Here is a 24,566-nt window from a genome sequence, read left to right on the forward strand (position 1 = left end):
ATGCCACAACTGAAGGCATCCTGCCATCAGCTGTACTCCGGAATGCCCTGTACCGCAAGGGGCAGAGCATCAGGCGCGCAATCAAGCGGTGGGGGTCACGACGGGCTGCTGCAGAATCCGGCAGGCAGAAGTTGCAGGGCAGTGAAGCTGAAAGTGGGACGCAAGGCCGCCCGCTCCAGTGAGCAGCCTTGCGCATGCATGCAGGCAGGCCTTGCGGTGCGCCGCTGGCGCGGTTGCCCTTCAGTAGCGGAACTTGCCGCCATGAATGTCCTGCAGCACCTGATCGGTCACCCGCACGTAGGTTTCGGTGCCCGGCAGCCAGGCATACACCGGGTCTTCGCCGGTCTGGCTGGGGTCGAAGGCTTCGCTTCTGAGCTTGGTCTTCTGGTACTTGAAGGTGCCGGTGGTTTCCATGCAGGTCTTGACGCGCAGGAACATCGGCACCGCGTAGTGAGGCATCTGGCTCTTGACGAAGCGCAGCAGGTCGCAGAAATCCAGCTGCTCCAGCGGCGCCGACGGGGTGATGGCGGCCATCCCGGCGCGACCGTTGGTGTTCTTGATTTCCACCCCGTAGGCCACGGCTTCGGCAATGTGGGGGTGCTGCACCATGATGTTCTCGACTTCGGTGGTGGAGACGTTCTCGCCCTTCCAGCGGAAGGTGTCCCCCAGGCGGTCGACGAACTGGGCATGGCCAAAGCCGATATCGCGAATCAGGTCGCCGCTGTTGAAGTAGCGGTCGCCCTTTTCGAACACGTCGTAGAGCACCACCTTCTTGCTCTTCTCCGGGTCGGTGTAGCCATCGAACGGGGCGTCGTCGTCGATCTTGGCCAGCAACAGGCCCTGACCGCCCTTGCCGACCTTCTGCATGAATCCGTCGGCGTTGCGCCGTGGTTCGCCGGTGTCGTGTTCGTACTCCACCAGCGACCAGGCGTTGATGGCAAAGCCGATGGTGTTCTCGAAATTGAGGATGTTGGTAAAGCCGATGTTGCCGTCACTGGCGGCGTAGAACTCGCAGACCCGCTCGATGTTGAAGCGTTTCTTGAAGTCGAGCCACACGCCCGGACGCAGGCCGTTGCCGATCATCTTCACCACCGGGTTGTCGCCATCGTTGCCGGCCGCAGGCTGATCGATCAGGTAGCGGCACAGTTCACCGACGTAGCAGATGGTGGTGGCCTTGAATTTTCGCGTGTCTTCCCAGAACTGGCTGGCGCTGAACTTGCGGCGGATGGCGAAGCCCGAGGCACCGGCCAATGCCGAACCCCAGCTCACGCACAGGCCGGTGCCGTGATACAGCGGCAAGGTGCAATAGACGATGTCATCGGGGCGCATGTCCAGGGCGATCATGCCGAAGCTGCCGTAGACCTTCATCCAGCGCCCATGCTTGAACACCCCGGCCTTGGGCAGGCCGGTGGTACCGGAGGTGTAGATGTAGAAGCAGGCGTCGTCGAGGTAGACCTGCTGGGTAGTCGCCGGATTGGCCGTAGCGTGCCCCTGACTGGCAAGGGTCAGGTTGACGTAGCCCTCGGGGGCGGTGCCGGCATCGCGCGTGGTGTCGGTGTCGGCCAGGAAAAAGGTGCGCTGCCTGTCGATGGCCACCTCGTCGCGCACCGCCTCGAACGATGGCACCAGCTCCTGGCCGACGATGATCGCCGACGGGTTGACCAGGCCCAGGCTGTGGATCAGCACGTTGTTGGTCTGCGAGGTGTTGAGCATGGCGCAGATGCCGCCGATCTTGCTCACGGCCAGTACGCTGACCAGCAATTCGGGGCGGTTCTCGATGAAGATGCCTACCACATCGCCTTTTTTCAGGCCACGGGCCAGCAGGTAGTGGGCGAAACGGTTGGCCCACTGGTTGACCTGTTCGTAACTGAAGCGCGTGTCCTTGTAGAGCAGCGCCGGCCCTTGAGGGTTGCGCGCAACCGCCTGTTCGAAGGCCCAACCCAGGCCACAGGGCTGATCGGCCTTGAGTTTGGAAACCTTGAGGCCCCTGACGAGCCGAGGAATGGCCCGAGTGATCGAGGGAATTTTGCGCAGCATCATGCCCCAGGTAATCATGTCGCTATTACTACTCATGGCACCTCCTGGTGGATTGACCGTGGCCGCCAGGCGGTTCGACAAACGCCATGACCAGCCAATCGTTTTTATTGTTGTGCACGCCATGTGAAAAAGTCCTCGCGCAGCGGGGTGCGCGAGGACGCCTGGTGCCGAACAATCAGAACTCGTCGGCGACCGACTCGAGGATCTTGCCCATCAGGTAGACCGTGGTGCGGGCCACTTGCTTGACCGCCTCTTTTTCTTCATCGGTCACGACCCAGCGGTCGATGGCGGCGTTGACCTGCTCGGAGTGCTTCTCGTCGATGATCGCGTGGGCGACGAAGAAGGTCAGTTGCTGATCGGTCAGCTTGAGATGGTTCTTGCACACGTCCATCAGGGGTTCGAGGTGCTCATAGCAGTCCTCGGCCCAGAAGCTGTAGCCCAGGCGCGGAATGATGCCGCGGCATACGGAAACGAAGTCCAGGTAGCCGTAGAACGCCTCGGTGGCCGGCAGCATCGGTTTCTCGAACTCCGACGGGTCCACGCCAATGGCGATCAGGTCGTTGTACGCCATGTTTTCGTGGCCCAGCTCTTCCAGCGCATGCTTCATCGCGAAACGCAGCAGGCCGACCTTCTTGTGGTCCTGGTTCCAGCACGCCACCGCCTGGTTGATCGCGTTGTTCTTGGTGTAGTGGTACACCTGGACAATCGACTTGATGTACAGCTCACGCTGCAGTTCGGGACGCTTCATCATCTGGAAGAAACGGCCGGCCTTGATCTTTTCCCATTCGGCGTCACAGATGGCTTTGAGCTCTTTGCGAAACGCGGTCACTTCAGTCATTTCACTCTCTTCCTTGGCGTGTTGATAAATCGTTCATGACACGTGTTATACGGTCAGGCGAATACGGCGTTACAGGCGCAGCACGGACTTGATGATGTAGATGAACTTGGAAAAGAAGCCCAGGCCTTCGATAGTGTCCCAGTGTTCCATCAGCACACCATTTTCAACACGGTAGATATCGATCACCTTGTAGTTCACCGTGAAGAACCTGTGCTTGGCCCAGTGCTTGGCATACAGGAAGACATAATCGCCTTCGGCGCAGACCCGCTCGATACTGGTACCCGACTCGGGGAACGTTTTGAAGAACTGCGTGAAGTAGGTCTTGAAGCCTTCGCGGCGCGGGGGAATGAACACGTTGTTGTGCTGCACGTAGTCCTCGGCAATCAAGGTATCGGCAACCGCCAGTTCACGCTGACCAAACATGCGCTCGTAAAACTCGATGACCACTTCTTTGTTCCTGGCTTCCATCTTGGATCAACCTCAATGTTGTCGTTATTGTGTGATGCTTATCCCGCCAGTGACTGCCTCGCGTGACGGGCGGCCAAGGTATGGCGAATCAGGTCATCGACGTCCTTCAGGTCTGCCGGGCAGCTGGGCAGGCCGAAGAAGGGCGTCACCGAGGGCATCAGATCGCCTTTGTACAGGGCGTAGTAATGATCGCCACGGGCCTTGATCTGGAAGAAGATGCCGTCCTGATCGAACACGAAGCTGTCGAACTTCGGCGCCAGCCGTGGCTTCACATAGGTGATGAACGTCTTGTAGCCGCCTTGCAGGGCCACCAGCGAGGCACCGGTCATGGCCAGCCCGTTGACCACGTTCTTGACCGGGGCATGCTTGTCGACGATCAGGCGTGAAAGTTCGACGCACTCGTGCTCGTAGTTGGGCCCGGAGAACTGCACCAGTTGTTCATGGCTGATGAACTCACCCGACTCGTGAGGGAACGGCGTAATACGCTGAGTGCCGATGATTTCACCATCATGATAAAAGGCAAACACATAGGAACGCGGGTCGTATTCATCCAGGCACACGGTATTGTCGACCGAGTTACCAAACAGCGTCTTGTAATAGATCTTGCGCTGCCCATACAACCGGCTACGGGCACGAGAAAGTTCGATGAATTGCGCAGGCGTTACCACCTGCCTGACCTTTACCTTGTCAGACTGGCACAACTCCTGGAGGACTGAATCATAGAAACTGTAGATGGCCGAACCGGCGGAATCATCCTTGACCAACTGCATACTTGCCGAAGGCAAGTCAGCCTTGTTACTGGCGAGTGACGGCATGAGAAATCCCTTCTTATTGTGATCTGTAGTATTCAACTCAGCCCAGCGCACGACTTAAGTTTCCACAGGACAATACATAGCTTCGCCTCCTTGCGTAGATAGCCATAGGTTGTTGATTTACGGGCTGCGCACAGCCAGACACTCACCCGCTAGTGGCGGGCGTGCCGTTGAACCAGAGCGAGGTACAGTCAGTTCGGTGGTAGCGAGGCCAAGGCTCGGCGGATCTGCTCGGCGCGCTCGCCCAGCACCTGTGGCGTGGCGATCGGGAGGTCCGCATGACCCAGGTTGAAACCGTCACCGACAAAGCGGGCCAGCACATGCAGGTGCGCGTGACCTACGGTCTGCCCGGCCACTGCGCCATCGCACAGCAGCAGGTTGATACCTTCACAGGGCTGTTCTTCGAGGCTCAGGCCGCTTTCACGCAGGGCGGCCGCCATCCGTTGACCCACACGCATCATGTGGCCACAGGTTTGAGGAGGGATATCACCCAGGCCGCTTGCGTGGGCCTTGGGAATGACCAGGACATGGCCAGGAGTGATCGGCTGAATCGAGAGAAAGGCCAGGCACTGCTCGTCTTCGTAGACAACGGCAGCCGGTGCTTCTTTCTTGGCGATTGCACAGAAAATGCAGTTCACGGATAGCTCCCTCTATTGTTGTAGGTGCAACCCCGGTGGAGGCATGAAGATCCGGGATGCTACAGGCTGCATTCCATTGCAGAGTTGACCGCGCAGCTTGTAGGAGAAATTACCCCTGGCCTTCCTCAGCTGTACACGGGAGTTTTGAAATTTTTTGTATCTGAATCCCGTAAATTTCCTAATGGTTTGATTTGAATGGGTTTTCCCAAGGTAACTTTTTGTATCCGGGCTGCATGGGTGCGTCACCGGCCAGGGCCATGAGGGCCGAGGACGGTGACGCCATCACCCACCCGCTGTGCGTGGGCTCGCCCGGCCTGAGCTACACGAACGCATCGGCATGAAAATGTGCGGGCTCCAGCCCCCGCTGCTCGACGAAATCGCGTCGCGCCGAGTCGACCACGATCGGCGCACCGCAGGCATAGACCTCGAAGTCCTTGAGGCTATGGAAGTCCTGCAGCACCTGGCGGTGCACGAAGCCGGTGGCACCCTGCCAGTCGCAGGCCGGGCCCGGCTCGGACAGCACCGGGGTGTAGCGCAGCCACGGCAACTGCGCCTCCCAGGCCAGCAGCTGTTCATGCCGGTAGAGGTCCTCACGGCGCCGCCCGCCCCAGTACAGGTACACCGGGCGGCGGTTGTCGCCGCGCTCGCGCAGTTGCTCGAGCAGCGCCTGCACCGGGGCAAAGCCGGTGCCGCTGGCCAGCAATACTATCGGCCGTTGGCTGTCGCGCAGGTAGAACGAACCGAACGGCCCCTCCATGCGCAGGATCGCCCTGGGCTGCAACGCATTGAACACATGCCCGCTGAACACCCCGCCCGGCATGTGCCGGATGTGCAGCTCAAGCTGGTTGTCGCGCGCCGCTGCGGTGGCCATCGAGTAGCTGCGCCGGCTGCCGTCCTTGAGCAGCACCTGCACGTACTGCCCCGGCAGGTAGGCGAATGCGGCGCCCGGCGCGAGCATCAGGCGCAGCACCGCCACGTCGTGGCTGACCTTGTCGAGGCTGGCCACGCGCACGCCCATCTGCTGGATGCCGATGCCGCGCAGCTCGGTGACTTCCGGCGCGTCGATGACCAGGTCGGAACGTGCCCTGGCGCAGCAGAACAGCGCCAGGCCCTGGGCCCGCTCGGCTTCGCTGAGCACTGCCAGCGGGCTGTCGGCGTGGTCCACCTCGCCGCTGAGCACCTGGCCCTTGCAACTGCCACAGGTGCCGGTGCGGCAGCTGTGCTTGAGCATCAGGCCATCGGCCAGGGCAGCGTCGAGCACGCTCTGCCCGGCGTTGACCGGGCAGCTCAGGCCGACCGGCTGGATCTGCAGGGTGAAGCTCATGTGCGTACCCTCCGTCACTGCGCGCGTCCGGCGGCGGCCAGCAGGTCCAGCGCCACGTCGACGATCATGTCCTCCTGGCCGCCGACCATGCGCCGCTTGCCCAGCTCGACCAGGATGTCGACGGTTTTCAGGCCATAGCGCGCCGCGGCGATTTCGGCGTGGCGCAGGAAGCTGGAGTAGACCCCGGCATAGCCCAGCGCCAGCGATTCGCGGTCGACCCGCACAGGACGGTCCTGCAACGGGCGCACGATGTCGTCGGCTGCATCCATCAGCGTGTAGAGGTCGGTGCCGTGGTTCCAGCCCAGGCGCTCGGCGGCGGCGATGAACACTTCCAGGGGCGCGTTGCCGGCGCCCGCGCCCATGCCGGCCAGGCTCGCATCGATGCGATCGCACCCCTCCTCCACCGCGGTGATCGAGTTGGCGACCCCGAGGCTGAGGTTGTGGTGGGCATGCATGCCGGTTTCGGTCTCGGGCTTGAGCACGGCCTTGAACGCGCGAAAGCGATCACGCACGTCCTGCATGTTCATCGCCCCACCGGAGTCGGCCATGTACACGCAGGTGGCGCCGTAGCTTTCCATCAGCTTGGCCTGGGCGGCCAGCTGCTCGGCCGGGATCATGTGGCTCATCATCAGAAAGCCCACGGTGTCCATGCCCAGCCCGCGCGCATATTCGATGTGCTGGCGGGCCACGTCGGCCTCGGTGCAGTGGGTGGCCACGCGCACCACGCGGGCGCCGGCGTCATATGCGGCCTTGAGGTCGTGCACCGTGCCGATGCCGGGCAGCAGCAGGGTGGTGATCCTGGCGTGGCTGATCACGTCGGCCACGGCCTCGATCCACTCCAGGTCGGTGTGGGCGGCAAACCCGTAGTTGAAGCTGGAGCCCTGCAGGCCATCGCCGTGGGCCACTTCGATGGAATCGACCCTGGCCTTGTCCAGCGCACGGGCGATGTCCTGCACGTTCTGCAGCGAGTACTGGTGGCGCACCGCGTGGCTGCCGTCGCGCAGGGTCACGTCGCTGATGTAGAGCTTCTTGGCGGGATTGAACGTCATGCGGGCATCCTCAGTTGTGCGCCATGGCCTGGGCCATGCGCTCGGCGGTCGCCATCGCGGCGGACGTCATGATGTCGAGATTGCCGGCGTAGGCCGGCAGGTAGTGGGCGGCGCCTTCGACTTCGAGAAACACCGAGGTCTTGAGCCCGCTGAAGCGGCCCAGGCCCGGGATCAGCAGCGGCGCCTGGGGCTCGATCACCTCGAACTGCACCTGCTGCTTGAGCCGGTAGCCCGGCACGTAGGCCTGCACCGCCTGGGCCATCTCGTGGATGGAGGCCTGCACGCGGGCCTGCTCGCAGGCTTCGGAGAGCACGAACACGGTGTCGCGCATGATCAGCGGCGGCTCGGCCGGGTTCATCACGATGATCGCCTTGCCCCTGGCTGCACCGCCGATGGCTTCGATGGCCTTGGAGGTGGTTTCGGTGAACTCGTCGATGTTGGCGCGGGTGCCGGGGCCGGCGGACTTGCTGGCAATCGAGGCGACGATTTCGGCGTAGTGCACCTTGGCCACCCGCGACACCGCGGCCACCATCGGGATGGTCGCCTGGCCGCCGCAGGTGACCATGTTGACGTTCAACTGCGCCAGGTTCTGCTCCAGGTTCACCACCGGCACGCAGTACGGGCCGATGGCTGCCGGGGTCAGGTCGATCAGGCGGATGCCGGGCTTGCGTGCGCGCAGGTAGGCGTCGTTGCGTACATGGGCGCCGGCCGAGGTGGCATCGAACACGAAGTCGATATCGGCGAACTCGGGCATGCGCGCCAGGCCCTCGACCCCTTCGTGGGTGGTGGCCACGCCCAGGCGGCGGGCGCGTTCCAGGCCGTCGGAGGCCGGGTCGATGCCGACCATCACGGCCATTTTCAGGTGCTTGCCGTGGCGCAGCAGCTTGATCATCAGGTCGGTGCCGATATTGCCGGAGCCGATGATGGCGACATTGAATTTTGCAGGGTTCATACGGCTTCTCCGTAGACTTCGGCGAGGAGGATGACGCTCGGGTCGAGGCTGTCGGCGTACAGGCGCTGCACGGCCTCGGCGCGCAGGCTCAAGGCGGTGCGCTGGTTGATGTAGCCCTTGTCGGTGATCTCGCCGTCGTTGAGGCTGGGCGGCGAATCGAGGATCACCAGGCGCACGGCATGCTGGGACGAGGCCGGGTATTCCCGGGCCAGTGCCTGCAGGCCCGCGCACAGCGCCAGGCGCACCTCGGGCTGCAGCGCCAGCTGTGCACCGCTCATGTGCTGGCCCTCGGCGCCGAGCAGGTCGCGCAGGGCCTGGGACGGGTAGACCAGCGCGCCGATCATGTCGCGGTCATGCCCGCCGATCACGCAGTCGCTGGCATACGGCGCCAGCGCGCTGACCAGGCGTGGGCGCAGCGTGCCCACCGACACCCAGGTGCCGCTGCTGAGCTTGAAGTCCTCGGTCACGCGGCCGTCGAACTGCACGCCCAGCTCGGGGCGCGCCGGGTCGACCAGGCGCCCGGCGTCGCCGATACGGTAGAAGCCCTCTTCATCGAACGCCGCCAGGGTGCTGGCCGGGTCGCCCAGGTAGCGCGGGAACACCGAGGGGCCGCGCACGCGCATCTCCAGCTTGTCGCCGGCCGGCACGAACTTGAGCTCGGTGCCCGGTACCGGCAGGCCGATGATGCCGGCCTTGTCGGCGGCAAAATGCACGCTGGTGACCACCGGCGAGGTTTCGGTGGAGCCCCATTCGGTGGCGAAGAACAGCGGCGTGTCGCGCACCTTCCCGGCACACGCCACCAGCCGGCTCCAGCTGCTTTGCGGCAGGGCGGCAGCGGCATAGAACAGCATGCGCAGGCGCCCGAACAGGGCCTGGGCCAGCGCCGGGTCGCGCTCCAGGTGAGGCAGCAGCATCTCGTAGCCGCGCGGCACGTTGAAGAACAGCGTGGGCCTGACCGAGCGGATGTTCTCCAGCGTACGGTCGATCTGCCCCGGCACCGGCAGGCCGTCGTCGATGTACAGGGTGCCGCCGTTGCGCAGCACCAGGTTGAAGTTGTGGTTGGCGCCGAACACGTGGCTCCAGGGCAGCCAGTCGAGCACGATCAGTTCGCCCTGCTCCAGAAAGCGCCAGCACTGGGCAATCGCCTGCTGGTTGGCGCAGAGCATGCCGTGGGTGTTGACCACGGCCTTGGGCGCACCGGTGGAGCCGGAGGTCATCAGGTAGCGCGCCGGGGTGTCGCCATCCAGGCGCGCGAAGGCGGCCATCACCGCCGGGGTCTCGGCCTTGTACAGGTGCGGCAGGGCCAGCGCACCGGGGATTTCCTGGGCGTTGCGCGCCGCCACCACCGGGCAGTCCGGGTCGACCAGGGCGATGGCGCGGCCATAGGCATCGCCGTCGTTGACGAATATCAGCCCCGGCTTGAGCACCTCGACAATCGCCTTGAGCTTGGCGCAGCCGCTGCCGGTATTGCGCGAGTAGGCCACCGAGATGGTCGACACCGGGATGCCCACGTGCATCGCCGCCAGGGTCAGCAGCGCCTGGTCCAGGTCGTTTTCCGAGAGCATCAGCAGCGGCCGGCCGGCTGCGATGTCCAGTTCCAGCAGGCCCTGGGCCAGGGCGCCGACGCGCTGGCGCACCTGCTCGTAGGTCAGGCTGAACCAGCCCGCGCCGCGCCGTTCGGCCAGGTAGGCACGCTGCGGCGCCTGCTCGGCCCAGTGTTCCAGCCACTGGCCGATGCAGCGCGCATAGGGTTGCAGCGGCTCGGGCGAGCTGAGCACGAAGCTGCCGTCGGCACGCGGTTCGTACAGCACCTGGGCGGGGGCCAGCTGGGTGGGGTCGTTGAAGAAGTCGTACATTGCACGCCCTCGTGAGCGCGGCAGGCCGTCGGCCCGCTGCTCACTGGTTTTATTGTTGTAGGTACCGGCGGTCGGTCAGGCCGCCGGGTTCAAGCCGGCACGGCTCAGGTGAAGCGACAGCTCACTTCGCCCAGGCGGGTCAGGCGCAGGCGCAGGCTGTCGCCCGCCACCACCGGCACCATCGGCCCCAGCGCGCCGGACAGCAGCACGTCACCGGCCTGCAGCGGGCGCCCGGCCAGGGCCATGGTGCGCGCCAGCCACAGGCAGGCATCCAGGGGGTTGCCCATGCAAGCGGCGCCCACGCCGATGGCGGCCTGGGCACCGTTCTTCTCCAGCAGCATGCCTTCCAGGGCCAGGTCCAGGCCGTGCAGGCTGACCGGGGTCTTGCCCAGCACGTAGAGGCCCGAGGAGGCGTTGTCGGCCACGGTGTCGACCAGGGTGATCTTCCAGTCCTCGATGGCCGAGTCGACGATCTCCAGCGCCGGCAGCACATGGTCGACCGCGCGCAGCAGCTCGCCCAGGGTGGTGTCGGGGTCGGGCAGGTCGCGCCCCAGCACGAACGCGATCTCGCCCTCGGCCTTGGGCTGGATCAGCCGCGTGCTGTCGATGGCCTGGCCATCGTGGCATTCCATGTCGGCGAACAGCATGCCGAAGTCGGGCTGGTCGACGCCCAGTTGCTGCTGCACCGCCAGCGAGGTGAGGCCGACCTTGCGCCCGCTCAGGCGCCGGCCGGCGGCCAGCGCGGCCTGGGTGGCGAGTTCCTGCACGGCGTAGGCGTCGTGCAGCGACTGGATGTCGAAACGCTCGGAAATGCGCCCGCACGGGGTGCGGGTCGAGCGGGCCTGGGCCAGCGCTGCGGCGGCGGCCTGAAGGTTGGGGTGGGTCATGGGGTTGCTCCTGAACGGGTCCGGTTGGCTTACAACGCGCGCGCGCGACTCTGGCGATAGCCCTGGTGCAGTTCGTCGACCAGCTCGGCCACGCTGCAGGTGCGGGTGATCTGGCCCACGCCCTGCCCCGCCGACCACACGTGTTTCCACGCCTTGTTGGCGGTGGCGATGTCGCCGGAGAAGTCGATGCTGGGGCGGGTTTCGCTGCGCGGGTCGATGCCGGCCTTGTCCAGCGACGGCTGCATCCAGTTGGCCAGCACACCGCTGACCGCCTTGGTGGTGGTCACCTGGTCCAGCGAGCACTCCACCAGCATGTCGCGGTAGGCGTCCTCGACCAGGCTTTCGTGGGTGGCGATCAGGCGCGTGCCCACCAGCGAGAAGTCGCAGCCCAGCACCTGCGCGGCATGGATGTCGCGCCCGTTGGAGATCGCCCCGGCCAGGCCCAGCGGGCCGTCCCAGAACTCGCGCACTTCGGCGACGAAGGCGAACGGATTGTAGTTGCCTGTATGCCCGCCGGCGCCGTTGCACACCAGCACCAGGCCATCGACGCCGGCGGCCACGGCCTTGCGTGCCAGGGCCGGGCTGATCACGTCGGCGATCACCACCCCGCCATAGGCGTGCACGGTGTCGAGCACGCGCTTGGGGCTGCCCAGGGCGGTGGAGACGATCGGCGGCTGGTAACGGCGCACCAGTTCAAGCTCGGCCTCGAAGCGGTCGTAGGTGCTGTGCACGATCATGTTGAGCATCCACGGCGCCCACTGCTCGCCACGCTGCTGCGCGGCGTCACGCTCGCCGACGATCTGTTCCAGCCATTGCTGCAGTTGCTCGACGGTGCGCGCATTGGGCGCCGGCAGGCTGCCGACGATGCCGGCCTGGCAGCTGGCGGCGAGCAGGCGCGGGCCCGACACCAGGAACATCGGCGCGGCCAGCACCGGCAGGTCGAGCCCGGCGAACAGGTTCAGGAGTTGCTGTTGCGGTGCACTCAGGCTTGTTGTTGTCATCACGCATCTCTCTTGTTCTGGTTATCAAGGCTCAGGCCTTGCGCGACCGCGTGGGGCCGGCGCTGCGAATCTCCCAGCCGCCATCGCTGTGGATGATGTTGGCGGTGGTCAACCCGGCATTCTCGCGCGAGGCCAGCAGCACGTAGTGCCCGGTGTGGTCCTCGGGCTCGGCAATCCGTTGCAGGGGCACAGCCTGCGCGGCACCGGCCTCGAACCCGGGGATCTGGTTGAGCGGTACGCTGCGGCTGTTCAGGCCATCCAGGCTTTTCATCGGCGTGTTGGTCGCCCCCGGCGCCACGCCGTTGACCCGGATGTCCGGCGCCAGCTCGTAGGCCAGCTGGCGGATCATGCCCACCAGCGCATGCTTGGCGGTGACGTACAGAATGCCACCACCGCCGGCATAAAAGGCACTGTTGGACAAGGTAAAGATCATGCTGCCACGGGTTTGGCGCAACGCCTCGATCGACGCCTGCGCGCCGAGCAGGTAGCCCTGCACGTTGGTGGCGAAGAGTTTCTGGAACGCACCCTCGAAATCAGGCGGGGCGATGCGGTCCAGGCGGGTGAAATAGTCGAACACCGCGGCGTTGCCGACGAAGGTGTCGAGCCTGCCGAACGCCTCCAGGGTGGCGGCCACGGCGCGCTGGTTATCCTGATAGCGCGCCACGTCGCCCTGCACGGTGATCACCGCATCGCCCAGCTCGGCAGCCAGCGCCGCCAGTTGCGCCGTGTCGCGGCCCATTACCGCGACCCTGGCGCCTTCGGCCACGTAGCGGCGCACGATGGCGCTGCCGATGCCGCCGGTACCGCCGGTGACCAGTGCCACCTGCCCTTTCAACCAAGCCATGTGCAGGCCCTCATAGGAACGTGTTGATGTTCTTGCACAGCAACATCGCGTTGGGGATCAGAATCTTGCGCTTGAGCAGCTTGAGGCCCTCGGCCTCCAGGCGCAGCACGTCCTCGCGCCGCCCGGCCAGCTGGGCGTGTTCGTCCAGGCCGCGGCTGCGCACGTTGACGAAGCACGAGTACGCCAGGTACTCGCCCGGCTCGGCGCCGGCATACACCTCAATGTTGCTGACCAGGTGCACGTTGCGCGTGGGCGGGTTCTCGGCCCAGGCCGAGGGCTGCTTGAAGCGCGCCACGCGGCGCTTGAGCTCGCGCATGCCGTCATCGAAGAAGGCCATGTGCTCCAGGCGGTAGGGCCCGGACTTGTCTTCGCGGCGACGGTTCTCGATGCCGGGCATCCAGTAGTGGATGGCTTCGCTCAGGCTCAGCAGCCATTGGTCCCAGCACTCGTTGTCGAGCAGGCGCGCCTCGCGCAGCAGAAACTGTTCGACCCGGCGGGCCTCGTCGATGGACACCGGGGTGTCCTGCAGTTGGTGTGTCATCTCGCCCCCCTCAGCGCAGCGTGCCGTTGCGGTCTGGTACGTCGGCCCAGGTCGGTGCCTGCAGCAGGTCTTTCCAGCGTTGGTAGAACGCCCGCGCGTTGCATTCGTTGAGCTGGCCCTTGAACACGTTGCCCGGCAGCTCGCTGTCGTCCAGGCGGGTGTGCATGCCCAGGCCCACGTACAAGTCCTGGTAGCGCGTGACCACGCCCCGGCTGGTCTTGGTGCAGTACTCCCAGTTCTCGCCGTCGTCCATCTCGAACACGCCGGTGGGCGAGAAGGTCATCATCGCGCCACGGCGCCATTTGTCCTTGATGTCCTGCGGGGCGTTCTTGTTGACGATGACCCAGGTGAACAGCTCGATCTTGTGCGGGCCACGCGGCTGCCAGATGCGCACGGTGTTCTGCCCCGGCAGGAACGAGAAGTTGGGGAACACGGTGAACGAGGAGATCGCGCCGATCAGCTTTGAGCGGAACTCGCCCAGGCGCTCGGCGACCTTGGGGCGCAGCACATGCAGGTACTTGTTGATGTCCTTTTCGCCCAGGGTGGCGGCGTTGCCGACCACGTCGGTGGCGAACTCGTAGCCGTGGCCGTTCCAGTTCACCGAGTAGGATTCGGGCAGTTCGCCGACATTGGCCACCGGGCCGCCGAGCATGGCCTTGGCCGCCGAGTCGTGGGTCCAGCCGCCGTGCAGGATGTCGCCGACGAAGTTTTCGGCGGCGATCTTCCAGTTGCACTCGATGGTGGAGCGGATGCAGCCGCCCAGGAACTCGCTGCCGCCCTCGTCCATGTCGAGCATCACGTCCATGTACCAGGTCATCGGCCCGAGGTACTCCTCCAGGGTCGGCGCATCGCTGGCAAAGGTGGCGAACACCAGGCCCTTGTAGCTGGCCACGCGGGCTTCGCGCAGGCCATGCCTGGACTTGTCGAACTGGCTTTCTTCGTAGCACTTGGATTCGTGCATGCCCATCAGGCGCCCGCCATCGGCGCCGAACGACCAGCCGTGGTAGTTGCAGATGAAACCGCGGGCGTTGCCGGCCTCGGCAAAGCACACCTTGTTGCCGCGGTGCGGGCAGGCATTGAGGAACACCTTGATCGAGGCGTCCTTCTGGCGTACCACCAGCACTTCGTCTTCACCCATCGAGGTGGTCAGGTAGTCGCCGGACCTGGGCAGCTGGGATTCGTGGGCGACGAACAGCCAGCAGCGCGCGAAGATCTTCTCCAGCTCCTGCTCGTAGATCGCCTCGTCCCAGAACACCTTGCCCGACAGGCGCCCCTCCTGCATGTCGCAGAGGCGGTCGAGGTTGCCCAGGGCGGGCGTGCTTTCGAGGGTTCTGAGCGGTATGTGCTTGTTGTTATCCATGGTTCAGACTCACAGGTATGCGGTTGGACGGCGCCCGGTCAGACCGGGCTGTCGGCGTCGGCCAGCGCCTCGTCGGCTTCCAGGGCCGTGTCGGCATACACCTCGCGGTCGGTGACAATGACCTTGTAGGTGCGCAGGTGCCGTTCGCAGGGGAAGGTCACGGCCTTGCCGCTGGGGATATGGAACTGGCCCCAGTGCACCGGGCAGGTGATCAGGTCGTCTTCCATGTCGCCTTCGGCCAGCGAGGCGGTGGCGTGGGTGCACATGTCGGTGGTGGCGTAGAAGGTGCCGCCCAGGTTGTAGACGCACAGGGCATCGCCATCGCCGTTGGCGACCTTCTTCAGTTCGCCCGGCGCCAGCTCGTCACGCTGGCAAAGCAGTACGCGGCTCATGCCGGCTCCTCGTTGTTGAGTTGCACAAAGCCCAGGCCGGTGACCCAGGCGGGCACGGCTTCATAGGCGATCACTTCACCGCGCGGACGCTCCAGGGCGGCCATGGCGCAGGCGAAGTTGCGGATTTCCATCGCGCCGTTGCCGGCCCGACGCAGGATGTCTTCGTCGCGGTAGGCGCACAGTGCCTGCAGGTCGCCGTTGACCCCGTGGGCAAGGATTTCGCGGTCGAAGTCCTCGGCCACCTGGCCCATCTCGACGGTGCCTACCCAGTGGCTGATGCCGCCGCTGCCGATGATCACCACGCGCTCGTCGGCGTCGAACGTCTCGACTGCCGCGCGCAGTTGCCGGCCCAGGTCGGCCGAGCGCTCCAGCGAGATGTACGGGTCGACGCCGCACGCCAGGTACACCGGGATGCTCGGCAGCTCACGGCCCAGCAGGGCCTCGGCCGGCTTGACCACCAGCTGGTGCGGGATCGAGAACGAATGGTCGACGGTGAAGCTGCGCGCCACGGTCCAGTCCACGCCCTGCCCTTCACCGTGATGGACGATGTGCTCGGCCAGCGCCTGGTGGTTGCGCACCACGCCCCGGTCCAGGCCCGGCAGGCGGTCGATGGGGCCGTCCACGTCGCCGGTGCCGATCACGTAGCGCGGCAGGCAATGGGGGCCGAACAGGATGTAGTGATCGCAGCCGACGATGATCACCGCCGTGGGCTGCAAGGCGGCCAGGCGCTCGGCGCATTGGGCATAGGCGCCCCATACGGCATCGCGTTGTGCGGCCGGTGGCGCTTCGGGCGCCACGAACATCACCGGGTCATGCGGCATCCAGAAGCCGCCCACTATCTTGCCCATCGGTTCACCCCTTGAGCGCGGCGGAAAACCCCGCGCCTTGTTCATCGGTACAGCCCAGGCGCTGCTTGTAGACGCGCATGCTGCATTGCGGCGAAAGCTCCTGCCAGAAGCCCATGGTCAGCATCGGGTTGACCCCGGCCGCCTGCAGGCCGGCCACGTCGAAGTCGAGGATCATCTGCGCCTCGTCGGGGGCCAGGGCAAAGCGCTGCACGAAGCCTGCGGCGTCTTCACGAAAGCGCTGCTTGGCCGCGCGCTCCACGCACAGCTGCCACAGCACCCGCTCCATCACGTTTCTGCTCATGCCGGACTACTCGCCGAGAAAGTCGCGAACCAGCGCGGCAAAGCGCCGTGGCTGTTCGCTCTGGACCCAGTGACCGCAGCGCCCGAACAGGTGCAGGTCGGCGTCGGCAATGCTGTTGGCGATCAGCAGCCCGCACTCCGGCGGCACCACACGGTCTTCACGACCGTGTACCACCAGCGTCGGCGCCACGATCTTGGCCAGCGCGGCGGCGGGGAAGCCCTTGACCATCGTCTGGCCTTCGGCGGCGGGCTGCGGGATCAGCTTGCGCAAGGCGGCCTGGGCACCGGGCCGGGCACTGGCCTCGTAGCGGGCCTGCACCATGGCGTCGGTGATCAGCGCCTTGTCGTAGGGGAACAGCTCCATCAGCTGACGCATGTTGGCCAGCGACGGCTCGTACTCCCAGGCACCGCGCAGGCCGGGGGTCTGCACGAACTCGCCGGCCGGGGTGCCGAGCAGCACCAGCTTGTTGACGCGCTCGGGGGCGAACACCGCCAGGCCGATGGCCAGGGCGCCGCCGAACGAGTTGCCGATGAAGGAGGCCTTCTGGATATCCAGGGCATCCATGATGCCGATCAGGTGGCTGACCCACAGCTTGATGTCGTACCGGGCGTCATCCTTGAACTCGGTGAAACCGAAGCCGGCGATGTCCGGCACGATCACCCGCCAGCGGTCGGCGAACACCGGCACGCTGGCGGCCCAGTTGGCCCAACCCGAAACACCCGGGCCCGAGCCGTGCAGCAGGAACAGCGGCTCGCCCTGGCCGGCCTCGTGGTAGTGGGTGTGGTGCCCTGCTGCGAGCAGAGTCTTTGCAGTTGCGCTCATGTCGGCCTCCGGTTTTTATTCTTAACATACAGTTGTGTATCTGCATGCTATTTACCGTTTTGACCTGAGTCAATGAAAAAACATGACTATTTTCAAATAATGAGCAACCGTACCTACACCTATGTACTGTCATGTATGGCAGGATGCGGACACCCGGCACTGGCCTTGTGGCCAATGCCGGCAATAGCTTCGCCGTTGCGGCGGGCGTTAGAATGACGGTTTGCTGCCAAGGCCAAGCGTCGAACCCTGCGCTGCCCTGGCGCTTATCCAGCTTGTTGGACAAGGCCCTACACAATGTCATCACGCACCAACCTCACGCGGGAAGATTGGATTCATGCGGCACAGGAAGTGCTTGTCACCAGCGGCGTCGACGCCGTGCGCGTCGACACCCTGGCCAAGGAACTGAAGATCACCCGTGGCAGTTTCTACTACCACTTCAAAAGCCGCGGCGAACTGCTCGAAGGCATCCTGGGCAACTGGCGCGCACGCGCCACCGAGGATGTGATCCTCAACCTGCGCACGGCCCACAGCTCGCCGCTGCAGCAGTTGCAGCGCCTGCTGGAGCTGCCTTCCCACGGCCAGACCGCCAAGGACGCCGCCTCGATCGAACTGGGCATCCGCGGCTGGGCGCGGCGCGACAAGCAGGCGCGCCAGGCCATCGACGAGGTGGACAGCCATCGCCTGAACTACATCGAGGGGCTGCTGATTCAGGCCGGCGTGCCCAGCGACGAAGCCCAGGACCGCGCCTACCTGATCTACGCCTACCAGATCAGCCTGTCGCTGCTGCACAGCGAAGACACCCCGCAACAACGCCTGGCGCGCAGCCAGCGCATGGCCGGCATCCTCCTCCCCGCGTGCAGCCACGCCCCGGCCTGAGCGCCTGTGCCGACCCGTTCGGCACATTGCAAATACACAAATGTATCTTTGTATATCCAATACCCGCCATCCAGCGGGTATTGGCACGCTCGTCTTGAAAAATATTTATTCAATAAATTCAAATAGATAATCGAATAAATCGGCGAATGCAGGCGCGCCGCTGCGGCGCCTGTTGACAAGCCGCCCACCTTCCCGCGTAGTCTATACATACACATGCACATGTGTATTTAAACGCCTTGCATGTTGCCCTGCCCCGGGCAGGGGCGCACCACAATAAGAATAGAAAACGAGTACTTCACTATGCACGCGCCTGCACGCTCTCGCCGGGTCCCGCCCTGCGCGCCCGACCCGTCACGCCCCCGGTACGGCACCGCCGCACCGACGCCGACCGCCCTCTGCGACCGGCATCCCACCTCCCCCTTGCCCACTGCTCGCTGAGGCCTGCCCATGGATTTCTCGATACTGGCGTTTCTTGCCCAGGACGGCCTGACCACGGGCGCGATCTACGCACTGGTGGCGCTGGCCCTGGTGCTGGTGTTCTCGGTGACGCGCACCATCCTGGTGTGCCAGGGCGACTTCGTCACCTACAGCGCCCTGACCCTGGCCACCCTGCAGCTGGGCCTGATGCCCGGCACCGTGTGGCTGCTGCTGGGCTGCTCGCTGGCCGCCTGCGCACTGGACTGCACCGACGCCGCACGGCGCCGTCAATGGCGCCGGCTGCCGGGCCTGCTGGCGCGCTACCTGAGCCTGCCGCTGCTGTTGTGGGCGGTGCTGGGCAACCTCGACCTGGCGAGCCTGCCGGCGCTGCTGCAGATTCTGCTGACCCTGGCCCTGGTCACGCCGCTGGGGCCGTTGCTGTACCGCCTGGTGTACCAGCGGGTGGCCGAGACCTCGGTGCTGTTGCTGTTGATCGTGTCGGTGGCGGTGCATATCGCGCTGGTGGGCGTGAGCCTGCTGATGTTCGGCGCCGAGGGCGTGCGCACCGAAGCCCTGGCCGAGTCGGTGTTCATGCTCGGCGAGCTGCCGGTGGGCCTGCAGAGCCTGCTGGTGATCGGCAGCGCGCTGCTGCTGATCGGCCTGCTGTATGCCTTCTTCGGCCACAGCCTGTACGGCAAGGCGCTGCGTGCCACTGCGCTCAACCGTACCGGCGCGCAGCTGGTGGGCATCCCCACCCAGCTGGCCGGCAAGGCCGCGTTCGGCCTGGCCGCGCTGATCGGCGCGATCTCCGGGGTACTGATCGGCCCGCTGACCACGCTGTATTACGACTCGGGCTTTCTGATCAGCCTCAAGGGCTTTGTGGCGGCGATCTTCGGCGGCCTGGCCAGTTACCCGATAGCCGCGGCCAGTGCGTTTTTCGTCGGCGTGCTGGAGAGCTTCGCCAACTTCGGCGCCTCGGCCTACAAGGAGGTCATCGTGTTCACCGTGGTGATCCCGGTGCTGCTGTGGCTGTCGCTGAAAAACCCGCACCTGGAGGAGCAACACTGATGGCCCTGCGACTGATCCCCCTGTTGGCCCTGCTGCTGGTGGCGGGCCTGGCGCCGCTGGTGCTGCCCGCGTTTCACGTGACCCTGCTCAACTACATCGGCCTGTACAGCCTGGTGGCCCTGGGCCTGGTGCTGCTGACCGGCATCGGCGGCATGACCTCGTTCGGCCAGGCCGCATTCGTGGGCATTGGCGCCTACGCCAGCGCGGTGCTCACCACCCAGTACGGCCTGTCGCCGTGGCTGGGCCTGCTGGCGGGGCTGGCGATCACCCTGGTGGTGGCCACCAGCCTGGGCCTGCTGACCCTGCGCCTGGCCGGGCACTACCTGCCCATCGGCACCCTGGCCTGGGGCCTGGCGCTGTTCTACCTGTTCGGCAACCTGCCGGGCCTGGGCGGCTTCGGCGGCCTGCAGAACCTGCCGAACATCGAGCTGCTGGGCTGGCAGATCAGCGGCTCGGCCGATTTCGCCGTGCTGATCGGGTTGTTGCTGGCGGCCAGCCTGTGGCTGCTCGACAACCTGCTGCACAGCCGCCAGGGCCGTGCCATCCGCACCCTCAAGGAATCGGCCGGGATGGCCGAGGCGATGGGCATCGATACCGCACGCAGCCGCCTGCAGGTGTTCATCATCGCCGCCCTGCTGGCGGCCCTGTCGGGCTGGCTGTACGCGCACCTGCAGCGGGTGGTCAACCCCACGCCGTTCTCGGTGGTGATGGGCATCGAGTACCTGTTCATGATCGTGCTGGGCGGCGTCGCCAGCCTGTGGGGCGCGCTGCTGGGCGCAGCGTTGCTGACCCTGATCAAGCAGGTGCTGCAGGACGTGCTGCCGCAGCTGTTCGGGCACGCCGACAACGTCGAGATGATCTTCTTCGGCGTGCTGGTGATCCTGGTGCTGCAGTACGCCCGCGGCGGCCTGCTGCCGGTGCTGCGCAGCGTGCTGCCGGCCAGCCGCCCGCGCACCCTGGCGCTGGATGACGCGCCGGCCCTGCCCCGGCGCAGCATGCCGGCGGCCGGCAAGCCGCTGATGGTGGCCCAGGGGCTGCTCAAGCAGTTCGGCGGGCTGGTGGCCAACAAGAACATGGGCCTGTCGGTGAATGCCGCCGAGGTGACCGCGCTGATCGGCCCCAACGGCGCCGGCAAGTCGACCCTGTTCAACCTGCTGTCGGGGGTGCTGACGCCCAATGCCGGGCAGATCACCTTCAACGGCCAGCGCATCGAAGGCCTGTCGCCGCGCGCCATTGCCCACCTGGGCGTGAGCCGCACCTTCCAGCACGTGCGCCTGCTGGGCGAGATGAGCGTGCTGGAGAACGTCGCCCTTGGCGCCCATGCCCGGGGCAAGGCCGGGTTGCTGCGCTCGATGCTGCACCTGGAACGCAAGGAAGAAGCCGCCCTGCTCGCCGAGGCCACGCGTCAGATCCAGCGGGTGGGCCTGGGCGAATACCTGCACACCCCGGCCGGCAGCCTGCCGCTGGGCCAGCAGCGCATCGTCGAGATCGCCCGCGCGCTGTGCAGCGACCCGTTGCTGTTGCTGCTCGACGAACCCGCCGCCGGCCTGCGCCATGGCGAGAAACAGGCGCTGGCGCAACTGCTCGAGCAGTTGCGTGGCGAGGGCCTGGGCGTGCTGCTGGTGGAGCACGACATGGAGTTCGTGATGGGCCTGGCCGACCACATCGTGGTGATGGAATTCGGCCAGCCCCTGGCCAGCGGCACCCCGCTGCAGATCCAGCAGAACCCTGCGGTGCTGGCCGCCTACCTCGGAGGTGTCGAATGAGTCGCCTGCTGGATGTGCGCAACCTGTCGATCAACCACGGCAAGGTCGAGGCGGTACGCAACCTCGACCTGCACCTGGAGGAAGGCCAGATCGTCAGCCTGATCGGCCCCAATGGCGCCGGCAAGACCACCCTGATGGCGGCGCTGATCGGCCTGCTGCCCTGCCAGGGCCAGGTGACCTACGCCGGCCAGGCGTTGCTGGGCCACCACGACGTGGCCCAGCGCATCGACCAGGGCATGGTGCTGGTGCCCGAGAGCCGCGAGCTGTTCGGCCTGATGAGCGTGGAGGACAACCTGCGCCTGGGCGCCTTCAGCCGCCACCGGCGCGGTTTTCGCGACCATCAGCAGACCCTCGACGAGGTGTTCGGGCTGTTCCCGCGCCTGCTCGAACGGCGCCAGCAGGCCGCCTGCACGCTGTCGGGCGGCGAGCGCCAGATGCTCGCCATCGGCCGCGCGCTGATGGCCAAACCGCGCCTGCTGATGCTCGACGAACCGAGCCTGGGCCTGGCGCCGCGGGTGATCGGCGAGATCTTCACCATCTTCGACACCCTGCGCCAGAGCGGCGTGTCGATCCTGCTGGTGGAGCAGAACGCCCGCGCTGCGCTGAAGATTTCCGACTACGGCTACGTGCTGGAGGTCGGCGAGATCGTGCTTGAAGGCGACGCCCAGGCGTTGGCCAGCAACCCCCGGGTGGTCGAAAGCTACCTGGGCCGCGCACCCGCGCCCACCGCCACCACGGAGGTGATCAGCGCTACCGGCACGTAGCGCCCCGCAGCACTTGCCACACCCATAAAAACAATATCAGGAGCTTGCATGAAACCTATTCTTCCCTTGCTGTTGCTGGCCACGCTGTCGACCGCTGCACAGGCCGACATGACCGTCGGCGTGATTCTCTCCACCACCGGCCCGGGGGCCTCGCTGGGCATCCCCGAGCGCAATACCGTGGCGCTGCTGCCCAGGGAGATTGCCGGGCAGGCCGTGAAATACGTGGTACTGGACGATGCCAGCGACAGTACCGCCGCGGCCAAGAACGCGCGCAAGCTGGTCAGCGAGCACAAGGTCGACCTGCTGATCGGCTCGACCACCGTGCCCACCTCGGCAGCAGTCGCGCAGATCGCCAAGGAGAGCCAGACCGCGCAGATCGCCCTGGCACCGTTCAGCCCCGCCAGCGGCGAGCAGAGCTGGATCTTCACCATCGCCCAGACCAACACCCTGATGGCCCAGGCGCTGATCGAGCACATGCAGCAGAACGGTGTGAAGACCCTCGCCTACATCGGCTACAACGATGTGTGGGGCGAAGACTGGCACAAGGTGCTCAGCGAAATGGCGCCGGCGGCAGGCATCACGCTGGTGCGCGACGAGCGCTTCAACCGCACCGACTCGTCGGTCAGCGGCCAGGCGCTGAAGGTGATGAGCAGCAAGCCCGACGCGGTGCTGATCGGCGCCACCGGCACCCCGGCGGCGCTGCCGCATACCGAGCTGCGCCGGCTGGGCTACAAGGGCACCGTGTACCACACCCACGGCGCGGCCAACAGCGCGTTCCTGCGCATCGGCGACAAGGCGCTCAACGGTGCGATACTGCCGGTGGGCCCGGTGGTGGTGTGGGACAAGCTGCCCGCCAGCCACCCCTCCAAGGCCATCGCCAGCCAGTACGCGCAGGACTACCAGGCCAAGTACGGCGACAACAGCCTGTCGCCGTTCGGCGCCTACCTGTACGACGCCATGCTGCTGGTGCAGGCGGCCACCCCGGCGGCGCTCAAGGGTGCCGAGCCCGGCACCGCGCAATTTCGCCAGCAACTGCGCGACCAGCTGGAGCAGACCCGCGACGTGGTCGGCACCCATGGCGTGTACAACCTCAGCGCCACCGACCATTTCGGCCATGACCAGCGCGCGCGTGCACTGGTGAGCGTGCAGGACCAGCAATGGGTCCTGCTGCATGCCCCTGAATAAACCCCCACAACAATAATAAAAAAGGTAGATCCATGAGCACTCTGAAACGGGTCAACACCACCCTCGCCCTCGGCACCCTGTGCGGGCTCAGCCCGGCACTGCTGGCCCAGGGTTTCATCGAAGACAGCAAGGCCACCCTGACCGCGCGCAACTACTACTTCGACCGTGACTACAAGGGCGAATCGGCGCAGTCGGCGACGCGCGAATGGGCCCAGGGCTTCATCCTGCGCTTCACTTCCGGCTACACTCCGGGCACTGTCGGCTTCGGCCTGGATGCCCAGGCCATGCTGGGCCTGAAACTGGACTCCAGCCCCGCGCGCACCGGCACCGGGCTGCTGCCGTTCGACCCCAGGGACCGCGACCCGCGCGACGATTATTCGGAGCTGGGCCTGACCGGCAAGGTCAAGGTCTCCAGGACCGAACTGCAGGCCGGCACCCTGGCACCGTTTTCGCCGATACTGTTCGCCAGCCCCACGCGCCTGCTGCCGCAGACCTTTCGCGGGGTGCAGTTCAAGTCCCAGGACATCGACAACCTGACCCTCAGCGGCGGGCGCCTGGACCGCATGAACCAGCGCGATTCCACCAACTACCAGAAGATCACCGTCGCCGCGCCCAACCGGCGCTTCAATGGTGCGGCCGAGTCGGACAGCTTCACCTATGGCGGCGGCGACTATCAGTGGTCCGAGCAGCTGGTGCTCAAGTACTACCATGCGCAGCTGGAGGACATCTATCGCCAGGACTACGTCGGCTTCGTCGACAACCGTGCGGTGGCGAACGGGCGCCTGAAGACCGATGTGCGTTACCACATCAGCGGCGAGGACGGCCCGGCCAGGGCCGGCAAGGTCGACAACCGTACCTTCGGCGTGATGAGCACCTACAGCCTGGGCGCACACAGCCTGGGGCTGGGCTACATGCAATTGAGCGGCGATACGGCGATGCCGTACATCGCCGGGTCCGAGCCGATGGTGGTGAGCGAGGGCGCATTGAGCAGCGAGTTCCTCAACCCCAAGGAGCGTACCTGGCAGGTGCGCTATGACTACGACTTCGTCGCCCTGGGCGTACCGGGGCTCAAGGGCATGCTGCGTTACCTGGACGGCAGCCGCATCGAATTGCCGAATGCGCTGGGCGGCAGCGGGCGCAGCGAGAGCGAGAAGGACATCGAGTTGTCGTACGTGGTGCAGAGCGGCACGTTCAAGAACGTTGCATTGCGGTTGCGCCATGCGTGGTACCGCAATGACTTTGCCTCGACTGCGGCGTTCAGGGATGACAACGAGCTGCGGGTGAACGTGGATTACACCGTGGCGCTTTGGTAACGCGCTGGCATCGTGTGTAGATGAACAAACGCCCCGGCTTGCCGGGGCGTTTTGCGTTGGCAGCGTCGAATCACCGCGGTACCTGTAGGAGCCGGCCTTGCCGGCGAACGGGCGCGCTGCGCTCGCGGGGCAGTCAGGCCGCCTGTGCCGGTCCTGCTGGTGCTTCGCACCAGTTCGCGGGGCAAGGCCCGCTCCTACACGTCCGTT

24 protein-coding genes are annotated in these 24,566 nt (G+C 65.6%); 6 read left to right on the top strand and 18 right to left on the bottom strand.

What is annotated here, in order from left to right; all coding sequences use genetic code 11:
* Nucleotides 1-240 precede the first annotated feature (240 nt).
* The 18 genes from CR917_RS25965 to CR917_RS26050 form a co-directional block, all read right to left on the bottom strand.
* Entirely contained in the window at nucleotides 241-2,073 is a 1,833-nt protein-coding gene (locus tag CR917_RS25965; protein WP_043859799.1) for a long-chain-acyl-CoA synthetase, read from the bottom strand.
* A gap of 139 nt (nucleotides 2,074-2,212) precedes the next feature.
* Nucleotides 2,213-2,875: an iron-containing redox enzyme family protein gene (locus CR917_RS25970; RefSeq protein ID WP_043859798.1), complete on the bottom strand. Its 663-nt coding sequence runs from the start codon at nucleotides 2,873-2,875 to the stop codon at nucleotides 2,213-2,215.
* Nucleotides 2,876-2,944: 69 nt separating this feature from the next.
* Complete coding sequence (locus tag CR917_RS25975) at nucleotides 2,945-3,343, bottom strand: ester cyclase (RefSeq protein ID WP_043859797.1); 399 nt, start codon at nucleotides 3,341-3,343, stop codon at nucleotides 2,945-2,947.
* A 38-nt stretch (nucleotides 3,344-3,381) separates the two neighbouring features.
* Nucleotides 3,382-4,011, bottom strand: a complete 630-nt coding sequence (locus tag CR917_RS25980) for a hypothetical protein (protein WP_229589306.1) — start codon at nucleotides 4,009-4,011, stop codon at nucleotides 3,382-3,384.
* Between the two features lie 335 nt (nucleotides 4,012-4,346).
* The gene (locus CR917_RS25985) at nucleotides 4,347-4,793 is read right to left on the bottom strand and encodes an HIT family protein (protein WP_043859795.1); all 447 of its coding nucleotides are present in this window, start codon (nucleotides 4,791-4,793) and stop codon (nucleotides 4,347-4,349) included.
* Nucleotides 4,794-5,112: 319 nt separating this feature from the next.
* Complete coding sequence (locus tag CR917_RS25990) at nucleotides 5,113-6,117, bottom strand: CDP-6-deoxy-delta-3,4-glucoseen reductase (RefSeq protein WP_043859794.1); 1,005 nt, start codon at nucleotides 6,115-6,117, stop codon at nucleotides 5,113-5,115.
* 14 nt (nucleotides 6,118-6,131) lie between these two features.
* Nucleotides 6,132-7,166 carry a 4-hydroxy-2-oxovalerate aldolase gene (gene dmpG, locus CR917_RS25995; protein WP_054916102.1) on the bottom strand — a complete coding sequence of 345 codons (1,035 nt, stop codon included), beginning with the start codon at nucleotides 7,164-7,166 and terminating at the stop codon, nucleotides 6,132-6,134.
* Nucleotides 7,167-7,176: 10 nt separating this feature from the next.
* Nucleotides 7,177-8,118 (bottom strand): acetaldehyde dehydrogenase (acetylating), encoded by a 942-nt coding sequence (locus CR917_RS26000; RefSeq protein WP_043859792.1) that lies wholly within the window; start codon nucleotides 8,116-8,118, stop codon nucleotides 7,177-7,179.
* The gene (locus tag CR917_RS26005; RefSeq protein ID WP_088515453.1) at nucleotides 8,115-9,974 is read right to left on the bottom strand and encodes a feruloyl-CoA synthase; all 1,860 of its coding nucleotides are present in this window, start codon (nucleotides 9,972-9,974) and stop codon (nucleotides 8,115-8,117) included. Before CR917_RS26005 ends, CR917_RS26000 begins: the two co-directional genes overlap by 4 nt.
* A 104-nt stretch (nucleotides 9,975-10,078) precedes the next feature.
* A complete protein-coding gene (locus CR917_RS26010) occupies nucleotides 10,079-10,861 on the bottom strand; it encodes a 2-keto-4-pentenoate hydratase (protein ID WP_058541174.1) in 783 nt (260 codons plus the stop codon).
* A gap of 29 nt (nucleotides 10,862-10,890) precedes the next feature.
* Nucleotides 10,891-11,862, bottom strand: a complete 972-nt coding sequence (locus CR917_RS26015; protein ID WP_043861080.1) for a nitronate monooxygenase family protein — start codon at nucleotides 11,860-11,862, stop codon at nucleotides 10,891-10,893.
* 31 nt (nucleotides 11,863-11,893) lie between these two features.
* Entirely contained in the window at nucleotides 11,894-12,706 is an 813-nt protein-coding gene (gene hcaB / locus CR917_RS26020; protein WP_104573028.1) for a 3-(cis-5,6-dihydroxycyclohexa-1,3-dien-1-yl)propanoate dehydrogenase, read from the bottom strand.
* Nucleotides 12,707-12,716: 10 nt separating this feature from the next.
* A complete protein-coding gene (locus CR917_RS26025) occupies nucleotides 12,717-13,247 on the bottom strand; it encodes a 3-phenylpropionate/cinnamic acid dioxygenase subunit beta (RefSeq protein WP_043861078.1) in 531 nt (176 codons plus the stop codon).
* 10 nt (nucleotides 13,248-13,257) lie between these two features.
* Entirely contained in the window at nucleotides 13,258-14,607 is a 1,350-nt protein-coding gene (locus tag CR917_RS26030; protein ID WP_043861077.1) for an SRPBCC family protein, read from the bottom strand.
* Nucleotides 14,608-14,645: 38 nt separating this feature from the next.
* Nucleotides 14,646-14,999 (bottom strand): non-heme iron oxygenase ferredoxin subunit, encoded by a 354-nt coding sequence (locus tag CR917_RS26035; RefSeq protein ID WP_043861076.1) that lies wholly within the window; start codon nucleotides 14,997-14,999, stop codon nucleotides 14,646-14,648.
* Nucleotides 14,996-15,847, bottom strand: a complete 852-nt coding sequence (locus CR917_RS26040; protein ID WP_104573027.1) for a protocatechuate 3,4-dioxygenase — start codon at nucleotides 15,845-15,847, stop codon at nucleotides 14,996-14,998. Before CR917_RS26040 ends, CR917_RS26035 begins: the two co-directional genes overlap by 4 nt.
* A gap of 4 nt (nucleotides 15,848-15,851) precedes the next feature.
* Nucleotides 15,852-16,148: an extradiol ring-cleavage dioxygenase gene (locus CR917_RS26045; protein WP_104573026.1), complete on the bottom strand. Its 297-nt coding sequence runs from the start codon at nucleotides 16,146-16,148 to the stop codon at nucleotides 15,852-15,854.
* Nucleotides 16,149-16,154: 6 nt separating this feature from the next.
* Nucleotides 16,155-16,970 carry an alpha/beta fold hydrolase gene (locus CR917_RS26050; RefSeq protein WP_054916107.1) on the bottom strand — a complete coding sequence of 272 codons (816 nt, stop codon included), beginning with the start codon at nucleotides 16,968-16,970 and terminating at the stop codon, nucleotides 16,155-16,157.
* A gap of 294 nt (nucleotides 16,971-17,264) precedes the next feature.
* Between CR917_RS26050 and CR917_RS26055 the strand changes: the two genes are divergently transcribed.
* The 6 genes from CR917_RS26055 to CR917_RS26080 all read left to right on the top strand — a co-directional run bounded on the left by CR917_RS26055 (nucleotide 17,265) and on the right by CR917_RS26080 (nucleotide 24,359).
* The gene (locus CR917_RS26055) at nucleotides 17,265-17,846 is read left to right on the top strand and encodes a TetR/AcrR family transcriptional regulator (protein ID WP_043861072.1); all 582 of its coding nucleotides are present in this window, start codon (nucleotides 17,265-17,267) and stop codon (nucleotides 17,844-17,846) included.
* Between the two features lie 447 nt (nucleotides 17,847-18,293).
* Nucleotides 18,294-19,331: a branched-chain amino acid ABC transporter permease gene (locus CR917_RS26060; protein WP_043861071.1), complete on the top strand. Its 1,038-nt coding sequence runs from the start codon at nucleotides 18,294-18,296 to the stop codon at nucleotides 19,329-19,331.
* Nucleotides 19,331-21,097, top strand: coding sequence for an ATP-binding cassette domain-containing protein (locus tag CR917_RS26065; protein WP_052504234.1), 1,767 nt, complete (start codon nucleotides 19,331-19,333; stop codon nucleotides 21,095-21,097). The genes CR917_RS26060 and CR917_RS26065 overlap by 1 nt, the downstream gene beginning before the upstream one ends.
* A 5-nt stretch (nucleotides 21,098-21,102) precedes the next feature.
* Entirely contained in the window at nucleotides 21,103-21,861 is a 759-nt protein-coding gene (locus CR917_RS26070; protein ID WP_229589366.1) for an ABC transporter ATP-binding protein, read from the top strand.
* Between the two features lie 48 nt (nucleotides 21,862-21,909).
* Nucleotides 21,910-23,046 carry an ABC transporter substrate-binding protein gene (locus CR917_RS26075; RefSeq protein ID WP_043861069.1) on the top strand — a complete coding sequence of 379 codons (1,137 nt, stop codon included), beginning with the start codon at nucleotides 21,910-21,912 and terminating at the stop codon, nucleotides 23,044-23,046.
* 32 nt (nucleotides 23,047-23,078) lie between these two features.
* Nucleotides 23,079-24,359 carry an OprD family porin gene (locus CR917_RS26080; RefSeq protein WP_054916110.1) on the top strand — a complete coding sequence of 427 codons (1,281 nt, stop codon included), beginning with the start codon at nucleotides 23,079-23,081 and terminating at the stop codon, nucleotides 24,357-24,359.
* The last annotated feature ends 207 nt before the right edge of the window (nucleotides 24,360-24,566 follow it).

The organism is Pseudomonas sp. BRM28, assembly GCF_002939405.1.
Classification (GTDB): Bacteria; Pseudomonadota; Gammaproteobacteria; order Pseudomonadales; family Pseudomonadaceae; genus Aquipseudomonas; species Aquipseudomonas palmensis.

Coding starts and splice junctions, on each gene's coding strand:
- CR917_RS26055 (WP_043861072.1), top strand. CDS start 17,265: ATGTCATCACGCACCAACCTCACGCGGGAAGATTGGATTCATGCGGCA.
- CR917_RS26000 (WP_043859792.1), bottom strand. CDS start 8,118: ATGAACCCTGCAAAATTCAATGTCGCCATCATCGGCTCCGGCAATATC.
- CR917_RS26015 (WP_043861080.1), bottom strand. CDS start 11,862: ATGACAACAACAAGCCTGAGTGCACCGCAACAGCAACTCCTGAACCTG.
- CR917_RS26040 (WP_104573027.1), bottom strand. CDS start 15,847: ATGGGCAAGATAGTGGGCGGCTTCTGGATGCCGCATGACCCGGTGATG.
- CR917_RS26010 (WP_058541174.1), bottom strand. CDS start 10,861: ATGACCCACCCCAACCTTCAGGCCGCCGCCGCAGCGCTGGCCCAGGCC.
- CR917_RS26045 (WP_104573026.1), bottom strand. CDS start 16,148: ATGAGCAGAAACGTGATGGAGCGGGTGCTGTGGCAGCTGTGCGTGGAG.
- dmpG (WP_054916102.1), bottom strand. CDS start 7,166: ATGACGTTCAATCCCGCCAAGAAGCTCTACATCAGCGACGTGACCCTG.
- hcaB (WP_104573028.1), bottom strand. CDS start 12,706: ATGGCTTGGTTGAAAGGGCAGGTGGCACTGGTCACCGGCGGTACCGGC.
- CR917_RS25965 (WP_043859799.1), bottom strand. CDS start 2,073: ATGAGTAGTAATAGCGACATGATTACCTGGGGCATGATGCTGCGCAAA.
- CR917_RS25990 (WP_043859794.1), bottom strand. CDS start 6,117: ATGAGCTTCACCCTGCAGATCCAGCCGGTCGGCCTGAGCTGCCCGGTC.
- CR917_RS25975 (WP_043859797.1), bottom strand. CDS start 3,343: ATGGAAGCCAGGAACAAAGAAGTGGTCATCGAGTTTTACGAGCGCATG.
- CR917_RS26025 (WP_043861078.1), bottom strand. CDS start 13,247: ATGACACACCAACTGCAGGACACCCCGGTGTCCATCGACGAGGCCCGC.
- CR917_RS26080 (WP_054916110.1), top strand. CDS start 23,079: ATGAGCACTCTGAAACGGGTCAACACCACCCTCGCCCTCGGCACCCTG.
- CR917_RS26035 (WP_043861076.1), bottom strand. CDS start 14,999: ATGAGCCGCGTACTGCTTTGCCAGCGTGACGAGCTGGCGCCGGGCGAA.
- CR917_RS26065 (WP_052504234.1), top strand. CDS start 19,331: ATGGCCCTGCGACTGATCCCCCTGTTGGCCCTGCTGCTGGTGGCGGGC.
- CR917_RS26075 (WP_043861069.1), top strand. CDS start 21,910: ATGAAACCTATTCTTCCCTTGCTGTTGCTGGCCACGCTGTCGACCGCT.
- CR917_RS25970 (WP_043859798.1), bottom strand. CDS start 2,875: ATGACTGAAGTGACCGCGTTTCGCAAAGAGCTCAAAGCCATCTGTGAC.
- CR917_RS26050 (WP_054916107.1), bottom strand. CDS start 16,970: ATGAGCGCAACTGCAAAGACTCTGCTCGCAGCAGGGCACCACACCCAC.
- CR917_RS26005 (WP_088515453.1), bottom strand. CDS start 9,974: ATGTACGACTTCTTCAACGACCCCACCCAGCTGGCCCCCGCCCAGGTG.
- CR917_RS26030 (WP_043861077.1), bottom strand. CDS start 14,607: ATGGATAACAACAAGCACATACCGCTCAGAACCCTCGAAAGCACGCCC.
- CR917_RS26060 (WP_043861071.1), top strand. CDS start 18,294: ATGGATTTCTCGATACTGGCGTTTCTTGCCCAGGACGGCCTGACCACG.